Source organism: Shewanella marisflavi (assembly GCF_023283925.1).
Classification (GTDB): Bacteria; Pseudomonadota; Gammaproteobacteria; order Enterobacterales; family Shewanellaceae; genus Shewanella; species Shewanella marisflavi.
In genome coordinates this window covers 130,718-144,211 of record NZ_JAKIKX010000009.1, presented here as the reverse complement: position 1 = coordinate 144,211, position 13,494 = coordinate 130,718, and the positions used below count along the sequence as shown (strand labels likewise).

The 13,494-nt window shown below is 52.5% G+C and carries 10 protein-coding genes; 4 read left to right on the top strand and 6 right to left on the bottom strand.

What is annotated here, in order from left to right; translation table 11 throughout:
* Positions 1-72: 72 nt before the first annotated feature.
* Positions 73-3,063 carry a TMAO reductase system sensor histidine kinase/response regulator TorS gene (gene torS / locus L2712_RS16335; protein WP_248978389.1) on the bottom strand — a complete coding sequence of 997 codons (2,991 nt, stop codon included), beginning with the start codon at positions 3,061-3,063 and terminating at the stop codon, positions 73-75.
* A 67-nt stretch (positions 3,064-3,130) separates the two neighbouring features.
* Between torS and torT the strand changes: the two genes are divergently transcribed.
* The gene (torT, locus tag L2712_RS16330) at positions 3,131-4,216 is read left to right on the top strand and encodes a TMAO reductase system periplasmic protein TorT (protein ID WP_428848625.1); all 1,086 of its coding nucleotides are present in this window, start codon (positions 3,131-3,133) and stop codon (positions 4,214-4,216) included.
* Here the strand turns inward: torT and torR are convergent.
* Positions 4,200-4,925, bottom strand: coding sequence for a two-component system response regulator TorR (gene torR, locus L2712_RS16325; protein ID WP_088904110.1), 726 nt, complete (start codon positions 4,923-4,925; stop codon positions 4,200-4,202). The two genes, torT and torR, sit on opposite strands and share 17 nt — an antisense overlap.
* Before the next feature lie 313 nt (positions 4,926-5,238).
* Between torR and L2712_RS16320 the strand changes: the two genes are divergently transcribed.
* The gene (locus tag L2712_RS16320) at positions 5,239-5,607 is read left to right on the top strand and encodes a PilZ domain-containing protein (protein ID WP_033537423.1); all 369 of its coding nucleotides are present in this window, start codon (positions 5,239-5,241) and stop codon (positions 5,605-5,607) included.
* A 185-nt stretch (positions 5,608-5,792) separates the two neighbouring features.
* Here L2712_RS16320 and L2712_RS16315 read toward each other — a convergent pair whose 3' ends face one another.
* Complete coding sequence (locus L2712_RS16315; protein WP_248978388.1) at positions 5,793-6,302, bottom strand: GNAT family N-acetyltransferase; 510 nt, start codon at positions 6,300-6,302, stop codon at positions 5,793-5,795.
* A gap of 22 nt (positions 6,303-6,324) precedes the next feature.
* On the bottom strand, positions 6,325-7,698 hold the full coding sequence (gene radA / locus L2712_RS16310; protein ID WP_033537421.1) for a DNA repair protein RadA: 1,374 nt from the start codon (positions 7,696-7,698) through the stop codon (positions 6,325-6,327).
* A gap of 365 nt (positions 7,699-8,063) precedes the next feature.
* Here radA and L2712_RS16305 point away from each other — a divergent pair, with 365 nt between their 5' ends.
* The gene (locus L2712_RS16305; RefSeq protein WP_248978387.1) at positions 8,064-10,454 is read left to right on the top strand and encodes a PilZ domain-containing protein; all 2,391 of its coding nucleotides are present in this window, start codon (positions 8,064-8,066) and stop codon (positions 10,452-10,454) included.
* Here the strand turns inward: L2712_RS16305 and L2712_RS16300 are convergent.
* Positions 10,451-11,365, bottom strand: a complete 915-nt coding sequence (locus L2712_RS16300) for an alpha/beta fold hydrolase (protein ID WP_248978386.1) — start codon at positions 11,363-11,365, stop codon at positions 10,451-10,453. The genes L2712_RS16305 and L2712_RS16300 overlap by 4 nt on opposite strands.
* 253 nt (positions 11,366-11,618) lie before the next feature.
* Positions 11,619-12,602: a phosphoserine phosphatase SerB gene (gene serB, locus L2712_RS16295; protein WP_248978385.1), complete on the bottom strand. Its 984-nt coding sequence runs from the start codon at positions 12,600-12,602 to the stop codon at positions 11,619-11,621.
* Between the two features lie 42 nt (positions 12,603-12,644).
* Here serB and L2712_RS16290 point away from each other — a divergent pair, with 42 nt between their 5' ends.
* Positions 12,645-13,439, top strand: coding sequence for a YtjB family periplasmic protein (locus L2712_RS16290; protein WP_248978384.1), 795 nt, complete (start codon positions 12,645-12,647; stop codon positions 13,437-13,439).
* The last annotated feature ends 55 nt before the right edge of the window (positions 13,440-13,494 follow it).

The window sequence follows — 13,494 nt, the reverse complement described above, 5'->3', positions numbered from 1 at the left end:
TTGGCCATTGGGGCGCAAGTTTAGCAGATTTGCGCGCCGGCACTAGTCCATAAAGGCGCTAAGCCATACCGGTTAGGATTGGCTGAACAGACAGCGCTCAAACTCAGCCAGCGACTCACGCCACAGCCCGGTTAACGACTCGATATCCTCAGGTTGCAGGCTCTGTTTCTCCAGTTGCTGGCAACGCTCGGCCAGCCGCAGCATCGCCATATTGGCGCTACTGCCCTTGAGGCCATGCAGCAGTTTCGGCGCCTCGGAAGGCTGCTTAGCCAATTGCTCCATCTGCGCCTGACTCGAACTGCGATACAGAGTCAACATCTGCTCCATAGCCGCCTGCCCAAGACAGCTGAGATCGGCGCTAAACTGCTCGCTATCGAGCAAGGGCGTTGCGTTTGCGGGCTCTTCGGGGCTTGCTGACTCTTCAGGACTTGCCAGCGTGCCAGGCTTGGCGCCTCTACTATCACCTTGGATATCAGGGGCGCCATCTTCTTGGGCGGCGCGGCCAATCCAGTGCATTAGAGACTGCATATTCAGTGGCTTGGCTAAAATCTCATCAAACCCTACCTGGCGATAGCACTCAATATCTTGCGGCTGAAGCTGAGCGGTAAAGGCGGCAAAGCGCGCCGCGGGATCGACTATCTCCCGCAGACGACTGAGCAGCGTTATGCCCGAACCGTCGGCGAGCTGTATATCCAACATGACGGCATCGAAACGCCCTGCCTGGCAGACGTTCAAGGCCTCGGCGCAGCTCTGGGCCAATACCGCCTCATGGCCAAGATGTGCTAAAAAGCCCTGAGCCACCATGGCGTTAACCTGGTTATCCTCCACCACCAGTACCCGCTTAGGCGATACCGTGGGCACGATATCGGCTGCGCTCTGCTTGGGCGCCTCACAGATCACCAAGGGTAAACTAAAGCCAAAGGTGCTGCCCTTGTTCACCTCGGTCTCGACCCAGATCGCCTCGGCATCAGCCCCCATCAGACAGACCAACTCCTTGCTAATGGCAAGCCCCAAACCTGTGCCCCGACTGCGTCCTTGATTAGGCTGGGCGCTATAGGCGGTAAATAGCCGCGCCTTGGCATCTTCGGGGATCCCAAGGCCTGTGTCGCTCACAGAGAATATGAGTCGATCGCCAGCTTGACGCACCTTGAGGCAGATCTCCCCTGCGGGAGTAAATTTAATGGCATTGCCCAGCAGGTTAAACAACACCTGACGCAATTTGGGGCCATCGAGGCTGATCCATTCGGGTAAGGGATCACGTTGCAAGCGCAGCGAAAGACCTGCGTTGCCGGCTCCGGCAAGCATGATGGCCACCACCTCGTCGAGCAACTCGTTGATGGCGACGGGACGCGGCTCATTACTGAGTTTGCCCTGCTCCAACCGGGAAAAGTCTAAGATATCATTCAGTACAGTCTGCAACAGGGCACCACTGTATTGAGATAGTGCCAACATCTGTTTCTGCGCCGTGGGCAGCTTTGATTCGGCCAAGAGAGTCAAGGTGCCGAGCAGGCCATTGAGGGGCGTGCGGATCTCATGGCTCATGGTCGCCAAGAAGAGTGACTTGGCCTGATCGGCCGCCTCAGCCATCTGCCTCGCCTGGGCATGGCCTTTCACCTCGGCATCCAGGCGTCGATTCGCCTGTGCCAGCGCCTGGGTACGCTCCTCGACCGTGGTTTCCAGTGATGCCTTATGGGCCGACAACTCTGAGGCTGTCTCCTGCAGCGCCGATTGCAGACGTTGATTGTGATCTGTCTTCTGCTTGAAGGCATCTATGGCCGAGGCCATGGCCGTTAGCTCATCATCGCCGTTGGGATCAAGTTCTACCTGGGTATCGCCACGGCTCAGCCGAGACAAAGCGTCGGTCGCCTCATGAAGTCGCAGCGCGATCCCTTTGTAAATCACCCGGTAGACCACCATTAAAATCAATACCAGCATCAGCAAACCCGTGCCCCACAGCCCAGCCTTCGCCCAGAAGAGTTGCCGTAAGAACTCTCCCCGCGCCTGCTCGGCCTGAGCCTGCTGCGCCGTCATAGAAGCATCAACCATGGTATTGAGGCGCCCAAGTTTATCGGTAAGTCGTTGCAGCTGTTGGGTCTGGGTGTTGAGCACCTGGGTATAACGCTGCTGAAGTCTGAGTTTATCGCCAACACCGCGCAAAACCTTTAACTCATGCTCAAGCTCGGTCGCCCGCACCGGATCGCGCACCACTCCTTTTAGCAACTCAAGTGGCATCAGATTGGGTAGATTAAGGCCATCAGCCTGGTCGCTTAATACACCAGCTTGCCCGGCGGCCATCTGCACTCGGTATTCACTGGCAGGCAGCTGGGTCAGCACCCGAGACATGCTACTCAACACCTTATTGAGACCAAGGTGCTGCTCAGGAGTTTGCAATAGCTGGCCCACCAGCGCCAGATGATGAATAAGCGCCAGTGCACGATTGAGACGCGCCTGAATCTCGAGATCTTTTTCTATGATGGTATCAAGCAGATAACCACTTTGACGCTCACCGGCCACCTGTGGATAGGCAAGACTCAACTTAGCCAAGACCGCCGAATCCACCACAGCCAGCTCGGCTTCAAGCAGCTCTATCGAGCGACTGGCGGCGTCAGCCAGGGCAAGGCCATCTTGATTTAACTGTTTCGCCAAGGTCAGACGCTCGCCCACCTGCCGTCCCAGCACACTAAGATCATGAATGATCTCACCAGCGGCCAGCTCCAGATGGCCATCACCTTTCAGATCCAGCGTCTTGAGTCTGGCAATGGCACCAAGCAGATGACTACTCTCTATGGACAGCTTGCGGCCAACAAAGGCGCGCTGCGCCTCCTCTTCGACCCGCTCCAGCCCCTGGGCGTTATCCAGCAAGGCATTAGCCGATTGCATCAGCTGACGGGCCGCTTCAGAGGCAGGCAAGGCCTCCTCATACAGGTATTTGTCGGCGACCTTGACCCAATAGAGGGAGACACTGCCCAGGGTCACCAGCAGCAGTAGCAGCACGGCCAAAAGGCCAAATGCCAGCATCAGACGGCCGACTAAACTTTTCCCCGACAGTGATAAAGCGCCCACATGGCTCCCGTTTAACTGTTACAATGAATCAATAACATGCGTCTGGTTACATTATACTGAGTGCCCCGTGGTGAAGCATAATAAATATCGATTTTTCCTGCCCTTGCTGACGTTTTTTGCCTGCCTGAGCATGCAGGCTCAGGCACTTGCTGACACCACCTGGCCCCTTGAGCAGCGCCGCCCCTACAACGCTAAAATACAAGAGGTCAATAAACTGGCCTATCAGCCACTAACTAAGGCACAAACCCCTTGGCGAATTTGCGTCTTGGTTCCTCATCTTAAAGATGCCTACTGGATCGGCATAGACTATGGCCTGGTTAGCCGAGCTAAGCAGTTAGGCATTGCCCTTGAGCTGTTTGAAGCCGGTAGCTACTACGGTAAGACCAAGCAGCTAGAGCAACTCAATTACTGCATGACAAACGATTTCGACGCCATCTTACTTGGCACGGTCGATCCGCTGCTAATGAATCACTATCAGGGGCAGATCAGTAAACCCATCATCTCCCTGGTCAACCGGCTAGACAGTCCCTTGGTAACCACACGAATCGGCGTCAACTGGTATCAGATGGGCTGGCACGCCGGCGATTACATCCGCCGCACCGCTGGAGACAAAGCTGCACGTCTGGCGCTATTGACCGGCCCGGAAAAACTGGGGGGGAGTGCCTGGGTTGAGCAAGGCATCATGGCCGCCCTGCAAGGCACTCAAGTGACTATCTCCTCTAACCGCCATGCCGATAACAACCGCGACCTTTACCGAGATCAGCTACACCATCTACTCGGGGATCATCAACCTGACTATATCCTCGGCAGCGCTGTGGCCATAGAGGCCGCCATCGGCGCTCTGGCACAGCAAGCCACGCCCGCAAATATTGCACTGGTCAGCAGTTACCTTTCTCCGGCGACCCTCAGAGGGCTCTATCGACATAAGGTCGTGTTTAGCAGTGACGATCAGGTAATATTACAAGGCAGGCTTGCCATAGATATTACGGTGCGGGAACTCGAAGGCGAAGGGCCCTTTGGCGATATCGGCCCCAAAATAAAGACGCTGACCCCAGATAATATCGAGATCAAAAAACTGACAGGCAGCCTGGCCCCGGCAGATTTCTACCCCATCTACCGGGTCGACGCACCCAGCGCTAGTCGTCAACCTTAGCGGCAAACAGATACCCTTCGCCATGCACAGTCACAAAGAGTTCAGCATCTAGCTTATTACGCAGGCGGCGAATAATCACATCTATGGTTCTGTCGTTGACATCCTGATTGCGATGACTGGTCAGCTGCATCAAACGCTCGCGACTCAGCACCTGCTGCGGATGCAGCACAAAGGCACTGAGCAGTTCAAATTCGGCCTTGGTTAACTTAATCACCTCCTCCCCCTTGGAGAGCTTGCGACTGTTAAGCGCCAGGCAATAGTCTTCAAATTCGATAAGGTCATCACAGCGCTCAAGCTCGGCAATCGCCTGTTGCTGCGCCTTTTTCACCAGAGAGATGCGCCAGAGCAGATTCTTTACCCGAACCAATAGTTCACGCAGCTCAAACGGCTTGGTCACATAATCGTCCGCCCCCATCTCTAAACCGATGATCTTATCGATCGCCTCATCGCGCCCGGTAACCAGAATGATCCCCACGTCGGAGCGGCTGCGCAGCTCACGGGTAAGGCTTAAGCCATCAACACCAGGCAGATTGATGTCCAGCATCACGAGATCGATATGTTGCTGACTAAACTGCTGCCACATCTCTTCACCGTCGGCGGCTTCGAGTACACGGTAACCCTCTTTCTCGAAATAGCCTTTTAGGCGAGCACGGATCACCGCCTCATCATCGACCACAAGCACACAAGGTTGTAACGAAGTTAGGGCCATGACCCCGCTCCCAGACACGTTAAATAAAGGTTAAGGCTATTATTCACAATTTTTCATAATTGCATATAAGCTTTATCTCAATTATGAGATCTGACGCGGCTTTTACCCATCATAGACTCAGGCATTGGGATCAAGACCTAGCGATTAAAACAGGGGGATTAACGCGTCAGATCATTACGAGGAAGTTTGAGTCGAAAAATGTAGCTTCAAGTGCCTAAAGCTAAATATAAATCAAGATTTTTACACTCGGCCCATGTTAGCTTATGCTTAGCTTAATAAAGCAAGGCTCACACACTGAAGCAAGGGACAGATTATGGATGAAAGGCGGCAATTTTCGCGCATCTTCTTCGATGTCAATGCGACGCTTACCCAAGAAGATAAAGTATGGTCGACCAAGCTTCATGACCTTAGCCTAAATGGTGCCTTGGTCGAACAGCCCCAAGACTTCGCGCCAAGCCCTGGCCCGCTACAACTCAGCTTCACCTTGGACGGCTCGGATGTAGAAGTGACCATGGAAACCCAACTTATCCATCAACAAGGCGGGCAGTTGGGGCTCGAGTGTTCACATATCGATATCGACAGCATCAGCCACTTAAGGCGCATGTTAGAGCTCAATATTGGCGACGCCTCATTGCTCGACCGCGAACTCAAGATGTTTATCGAAGTACATGATCAAGGGTAGATGCATTACTTAGGGCATTAAGTAGGGCATTAAGCTCAATACAAATAATAGGGGACATTGCGTCCCCTTGTTGATCTCAGCGAAAAACCAAACCTCTGCCGACGAAAGGGGCATTGCCAAACAAGCGAAATTACCCAATCGCAAAGTCGCGGCATTTAACGAGTGACAGGCAATGTTAATTACGACTATTCACCTTTCACCTGAAAGGCAGCGTGATAGCTCACCTCACCCACAGGCTGCTCACCGGCAAGCTTAAGGGCAAGAAAATACGCCTCAGGTACACCCGGCAACACGAGTCCTGTCGTAGGTGCAAAGCCAAAACGCTGATAAAACTTGGGCTCACCCAATAAGACGCAGCCGTTGGCCTTTGCTTTTTTTAACGCTTCAATACCCGCTTGCATCAACTGACTGCCAATCCCTTTTCCCTGCATCTCGGGCAGCACTGAGATGGGACCGAGTCCATACCAGTGTGGGCTGTTATCCGATATGGTCACCAATGAGAGTGCTAGGTGACCGACCAAGCGCCCCTCGCATTCGGCCACCAAGGATATCGCCAGCGCGCCAGCCTTTCGCAGGGCATTCACGATATACTGCTCGGTATGGTCTGTGTGGGGCGCATCGAGAAAAGCCGCCTCAGTCAGCGCATAAATTGCGGCAATATCAGCCGGTACTTCGTTTCGTATTCTTATCTGCATCTTTACCTTGAACACCTAAGCACTAGCTAATCAGCTCTAGCAGCTCGTGGATTGTCTTAATAGGATTGATCTTGGCGCCTAGCCCTTCCATCGATTTATGATAGTTACGATAAGGAATAAAGATCTCGGTAAAGCCATGCTGCACCGCCTCTTTGACTCTAGGCACGCCGCTGTCGATAGGGCGGACATCGCCATTGAGACTCAGCTCACCCATGATGCAGGTGGTTCTGGGCACCACAAACTCGTTCAAGCTGCTCAGCAGGGCTGTCACCAAGGCCAGGTCGATGCAGGTCTCCGACTCATCAATCTTGAGCCCGCCGACCAAGTTAAAATAGGTATCGTGATAGATCTTGGTGCGGGTATGCTTGCGCAATATGCCGGTGAGCATCTTGATCCGATTCATATTGAGACCCACACACACCCGCTGAGGAAACTCTCCTTCCACCTCAGTAGTCAGACACTGGATCTCCAGCAGTAAATTTCGATTGCCCTTACGAATACAAGTGATCGCCGCGCCGGGTGATTCTGTGGTGGAACCAGATAAGAAGATCTCGCTGGGATTATCGACACTTATCATGCCCCGCTCTGTCATTCTGAAGATCCCCACGGTATCCACGTCGCCAAAACGGTTCTTGTTCGCCCTCAGGGTACGCACCTGACCATCGTTACACTCAAGATGGGTTAGGCAGTCGACGATATGAATAAGGGTCTGCGGGCCGGCGGTTTCATTGTTCTTGTTGACGTGGGCCACCAGGAACATGGTGACATTGTTTTGCTTACAGTATTGGGTGAGCGCCTGGGCACTGCCTTTGACCTGAGATGGCGATCCTGGGCTGCCGTTAGCCAAGTCGGTCACCACGGCCTGAATCGAGTCGATCACCGCAAACTTAACCTGTTTGGCTTCCAGCTCGGCAATGATGGCTTCCACATTGGTCTCAGCCATCAAGTAAAGATTATCTTCGTTACATTGTAACTTGAGACGGTTAACCCGGTTCTTAAACTGCGATAAAGACTCTTCAGCGGTACAGTAAAGCGATGGCATGAGCTGCGACATGCGTGACACCAGATCCGACAAGATGGTGGTCTTACCGGCGCCAGGATCGCCAGAGATAATATTAACCGAGCCTGTAGTGAGACCGCCGCAAAGCACACGATCCAGTTCGCCGATGCCGGTGAGCAGTTTCTTGGCCTCAAACTCCTCCACTTCACTGAGTTTCTTAGAGCCACCGCCTACTGCCCCCGCGTAACCGGCAACTGAACTGCTATTGGACTTGGCCGGTGCCAGACGCACTTCGGTGATGGTGTTCCATTCGCCGCAGGCATTACATTGCCCCTGCCAGCGGGGAAAGTCCTGACCACATTCACTGCACACGTATGCTGTTTTGTTCTTCGCCATATTGTTATCTGATCGCCATCTTTACATTCCATTTGGGGGCCGAGAACCACTTGCTCTTATGATGCACTAAGGGCTCTGTTATCGACGCCGCGTCTTGGCCGCATTCTACATGAGTATCTAATCAGGCTGTAGTCTCCCTTTACAACAGACACGGCGAAGGGCTGATCAGGCGACAGCGGATAAAATTTCCTCCCACAGCGGCGTTAAAATACCTTACACTGCTACAAAGACTATCATTAAGCCGCGTTGGCCGAAAAAGTCGGCAAATTGTGTTTAATAAACATAGGGCTATCAAGTTTTTACTTAGCCTGCCGACACAGGTAGATAAGCCGCACCATCAATTACGAGTCGAAAAGATATTATCCATGAGTTTAGAGCAGCATAAGGCCTTAATCGAACAACTAAAGCCTCTGTTAATGGAAACCAATTTCCAGGAGTTGTTTGAGCACCTGACCTCGGGAGAATCAAACTCGACCCGCTTCTTACTCAAGATGGAACTCAACCGACTCGCCTCGCCTTGCACCCGAGTTATCGATCTCAGAGACAAATCTGAGTTAGCCTGCGAAGCCTTTAGCAGTGGTGCCCAGACCCATTTTCTCGACGCCCCAGCCAAAGAAAACTTTGTGCAAGTGCTCGCCCTGTATCAGGGGCAATATACATTAGGGGTTTACGAGCAAGTGATGGAGGCGCACAAGCAGCGCCGTCAACGTGCGCGCGAGGGCGACCCCAATGCCGATAAGGCCCTCACCCCCTTTGTGGCCAGAGGTGCCATCTTAGGCAGCTACTTCAATCGTAGTGAAGAGCGGATGAACTATGCGATTCGTATCGGTGTGTTACAACCTGGACGCGCCGAGGTCAAAGGGATCACAGTCGACCTCTCGGTCGGCGGTGCCCGCATTCGTTTGCCAGTTAATCACGACTTCAATACAGACCAGCCTCTGATCGTCAAATTGCTCGAACTGAGCGCCGAATATTATTTCGACGATCTGCAAAAAGGGGTCGAATATCAGGTGGTCGATATTGAGAGCAATCATGAATACAGCTGGATGCGCCTTAAGCGCATCGGCGGCAGCGACGCCCTGTCAGACATGCTGGGCAACCTGATCCAAGGATATAAATTCCGCTATAAGGTCGACATTAATGACATCCTGGTGGCCGCTACCGGCCTGGGATTTGAGCGTCACTACCTGCCCCATCTGCCGCACCTTCCACTGTATGTGGAACAGCTGGACGGGAAATATAAGATCACCCATAAGCTACTAAGTCGTGACAACCAGAAACTACAACAGTATTTCGTCGATGAGAAATCGGTCAGCCAGCTAGGAGCCATGTTGACTCATGAGCGTTTACAAGCCCTGTTTAATGCGCCTCTGGACCCTGATCACAATCTGTTTTTCTGCTTTACCTTTCAGGCTCAAGGCGCCATCTTCTTCTACTCCGCTAGCCTGGCAGAACTTAAACAGAGCAAGTTGTTGGGACTCTTTCTGTCTTTTGGCACCACTAAAGCCAGCTGGCGCATCTTTAAGATCGTCAGCCACGAGATAGACCACCACACCTCCTACAAATCCAGCATACTGCCGGGAGACTCCAGCTACTATTCCTCCCTGACAGAGGCGCAGCTCAAACGCTTTACCCATGTGCTGCAACTGATAGATCTGACCAATGAAGAGGTGCTGGCGCATTATGAGCAGTGGGACGCTAAAGGTCATCAAGCCAACGAGCTGAAACGCTTTGGGCAGCAGAAGCTGCAAGAGGACCAGATTAAGCTGTTGTCGCTGCAATTTACTGAGCGGCGCAACGAGGCGCGTTTCTCCTTTAAGACGCTGGTCACCGTCAGCCAGGATAAACAGACTCATCATGGATTTACCTTAGATATTTCAGGTAAAGGCTTGCAGGTCACTCTGGATGAACCGGCCAACTTTGATACCACGGCGCCCGTGATGATCGCCTTTCCCAAGTTACAACACCTGGCAGGTAAAACTCGCCTGGCACAGCTGCCCTATCGCCTGATCCGCACCCGTAAGAACGGCGTGACCATACACCTCGCTGCCATGGTCGGCCATACCCCACACGTGGGGGTCGCCTTTCTGAACCGATTGATCCAGGCCAATCACGATAAGCTGAGAAAGCTCACCGAAGCCAACAGCGATACGAAGGAACTCTCCGATGGCCTGAAAAATCTGCTGATGCGAGAGCTGGCCTCAGTGCCTTACTTTATCGAGAAAACCAGCAAATCGGCGAAATTGAGTATCTTAGGTGTTAGCAAGCACTCCAATGCGATCGCAGACCTCTTTGCCGCCACCACCCAGGAAGCGCTGCGATATGATCTCAGCGCCCTGCTGGATAAAGGGCACCTAAAAGATGACTTTATTAATCCCATTCGGCAAATGAAGCCCCAGCATGGACTGGAGTTTTTTGAAACCTATGTCCAGATCTCTCGCCAATCTCAAGGGCGTATCAAGATAAAATGTCTACAGGCAAGAGAGATAGGCGACAAGCAGGCTCAAATTCACTTTATCCGTCAGAGCCAAAACCTTGGACGCTTCATGGCCCTGCGCATCTATCGCGGCGCAGCCGGTAAGCCGGATATTCACTATATCAAGCGCGAGCTGGAATATATCGGTGTGCATGCGCAGCACAAGGCCAAAAAACTGGAACAGTTAATGTGGCAAATCATAGGGGTTGGCGAACTGCTGGATATCACAGATGAGGTGTTACTGCGCTACCCAGAGCTGCAAGCGGCATCACCGACCTAAAACGAGTGATACCAAGCCAGCACCAGAGGAAAGTGATCTTTAATGGCGTCTTTATGAGTAAGCATCTCGGCGTGACCATAGTCATGTAGGTTGCCATTAGCCTTAGATAGCAAGGTATAACGAACCTCCTTAAAGTGACACTCTTTGATCATCCGCTGCACATCGGCCGGATTCCCCAGCACCTCATCGCCGAGTCCAGCAATAAACCAGGCCTTTGGCCAGCCCCTCTCTGCCGCGAGGGTCTTAGCTGCCTTGGCATAATCAAAGCCATCGTCATGATCGATCCACTCGCCCCTGACCCAGTCGATACTTTGCAGCAAGGAGCTCTTAGTCTCATTATCCATCCCCATACGCCAACGGTCGGCGGCCAGATAACCATGACCTGCGGCAATTGCCGGTGCCAATCGATTCCAGGCTAAATCCACCATCAACCATTTTTTAAAGGAGCGCACCTTGATGGCTCGTTTGGTACCAAAGGTCAATAAGGAAGCAACACTGTTCTGGAACAAATCAAAGCGGGCGATGGCGCTGGCCATCAAGACCCCTCCCCATGAGTGGCCGCACCAATGTACCTTGTGAGTCTCTGGGTGCTGAGACAAGATATAATGTTGCACTAAGGGAAGCTGCTCGCGGATCACTTCGCCCTGTCCATGGCTGGCACCGGCGCTTAATTTGGGCGTGCTCAACCCTCGCCCAAGGGTATCGAGGACATACACCACAAAGCCCGCCTCGGCTAAATAACAGCCTAGGCCTTTGCCCTTTTCGCTATAAAAGACCCTGCCGTTGGACATGGCACCATGGAGCATCAGAATAGGAGCCTGGGTCATATCGGCGTCGGGACGCTTAAGCAGGCGCAAATGCAACTGCCCTTGTCGATAGGGAATAAAGCGGGATTCTTGGATGAGACTCAAAATAAAACTGCCGTTAGAATTTTTAACTTAACTTACTGAGTTAAAAGGGATAAAACAAGAAGGAAAAACACTCGTAAGACAATAAAAACAAGCGTTAAAAAATAAAGGTATTCAGATCAATGATAAATCGCAGGTTTTAAACACAGCCCCCAGATACCTTAAGCTCGTAACCCCTAATCCCCGGGTGTAGGTAGACTTGGTCATAGCCCGGGCAATAATCTGCCCGGACCGCTTAAGGAATCCAATAGGTAAGCTAGTCCAACTTGAGTAACATATAGGGCAGCACGCGCAGATCCAGCTGAGCTATTTTGCCATCGGCAGCCGCCGCAAGCTTAGGCTTGGCGTGGTAAGCAATACCAAAATCGGCAGCCTGCACCATGGGAATATCGTTGGCACCGTCACCGATGGCCAACCTTTGACCCTGAGGTATCTGCCAGATCTCGGCGCTACGCAGCACAGTGTCAGCCTTAAACTGCGCATCCACCACAGTGCCAATCACTTCTCCTTTGAGCTTGCCATCGACAATCACCAGCTCGTTGGCATAGGCGGCATCTAAATTTAACAGCTGTTTGAGGTGACCGACAAAGGGAGTAAAACCACCCGAGGCCAACACCAGACGCCAACCATGTGCCTGTAATTCAGCCACCATGGCCTTGAGTCCAGGCATCAAAGGTAAGTTGCCGCACAGGGTATCTATGATGCTGGCATCGGCGCCAGCCAGCTTAGCCACACGCTCGCGTAAACTCTGCACGAAATCCAGCTCTCCTTGCATGGCACGTTCAGTGACCTCGGCAACCGCCTCACCCACTCCAGCCATGGCGGCTAGCTCATCGATGCACTCTATCTGAATCGCCGTCGAGTCCATATCCATTACCAAGAGCCCCGGCAGGTCTAATCTAGGTGACTGTTCACTCATCAGAAACAGCTCAACATTATCCAGTGTCGCAAGGGTTTCGGCGAGAAGCTGCCCCGGCTCTTTGTCGAGGCAAAGCTCGATGCAGTAAAGATCATTTTGTCGCGAGATGACGGCAATACTTAACGCCTTGGTCGTTGCAGCGATTCGCTCGGCAATCAGGGCTTCTGTTATCAGCTCTTGATATACCAAACGCAGACGCAAGCCAGCCTGAGGAGCCTTGGCTTCTTGGTGGCGCAATAGATGACAGTCCCCTAAGGCAAAGCTTGGGGTGAGCTCATCGTATATCCATGAAAACAGTGCGTTTTGTCGCTGATTTGCCATTAGTCATGCTTCTCCGGGTATCGGGTTTGTAGATAATCCATTATGATTAATAAAACCCTTATCATCTTCAGGTACAAAGTGTTTTTTCTTAAAGGACTCAAAAAGACCCAAAGGCTAACGCGACTGCTACAGTTCAGTGTCGCTATTGCACTCATGGTGGGGCTGTTTCAGTTATGGGAAACTAGCCTACTACAAGGCCAGCAGCTTCTAAAGTCCCAAACCCAAAAGATGGCACGTTTATTAGTGCAGCAGACCGCCTATGGTGCTGCCCCAGCCCTGCAACTGCAAAATGACGAGCAACTGCAGTGGCTCACCAGCGCTTTGGTGTTGGATCCTAAAGTGATGTCGGCGACCATATTTAGTGAGCAAGGGCAACGCCTAGCCTTCGCCCAGAGCGTCACCGATGAGCCATTAGAACCTGAATCTGATGAGTTAAAAGCACTGCTCTCTGCCTACCCACCCTATGTCGAAGCCGTACTGCAAGATGATAAAAATCTCGGCTATATCGAAGTGAGACTGGTGCCGCAGCGCTTCTTCAACGAGATCAAAGAGGCACACCAGCTCAATATGGAGCAACAGCAGATGATGCTGATCATCGCTGGCCTGATTGGCATGCTGCTCTCGCGCGCCCTCTCCTTTAAGCGGGCCGACTTTGACCGCCGCAAGACCAAGATCAGACTGGGTAAGAAACTCGCTGCCACTTTGGGGTCGGGTGATGCGCAGGAAAGCAACGACACCTCCCCGGATCCTGCCAGTGACTCTGCGCAAGGCAGTGCTAAGAAACATTCCCTGGCCAAAGATAAAGACAATTCTTCCGCGCCGCATAAGCCGGGCTAAGACTTAAAACATATCGGGGCAGACACAAAAAAACGGGCCAACAGGCCCGTTTTTA

Coding starts and splice junctions, on each gene's coding strand:
- torR (WP_088904110.1), bottom strand. CDS start 4,925: ATGGCCCTAACTTCGTTACAACCTTGTGTGCTTGTGGTCGATGATGAG.
- L2712_RS16320 (WP_033537423.1), top strand. CDS start 5,239: ATGGATGAAAGGCGGCAATTTTCGCGCATCTTCTTCGATGTCAATGCG.
- L2712_RS16315 (WP_248978388.1), bottom strand. CDS start 6,302: ATGCAGATAAGAATACGAAACGAAGTACCGGCTGATATTGCCGCAATT.
- radA (WP_033537421.1), bottom strand. CDS start 7,698: ATGGCGAAGAACAAAACAGCATACGTGTGCAGTGAATGTGGTCAGGAC.
- L2712_RS16305 (WP_248978387.1), top strand. CDS start 8,064: ATGAGTTTAGAGCAGCATAAGGCCTTAATCGAACAACTAAAGCCTCTG.
- serB (WP_248978385.1), bottom strand. CDS start 12,602: ATGGCAAATCAGCGACAAAACGCACTGTTTTCATGGATATACGATGAG.
- L2712_RS16290 (WP_248978384.1), top strand. CDS start 12,645: ATGATTAATAAAACCCTTATCATCTTCAGGTACAAAGTGTTTTTTCTT.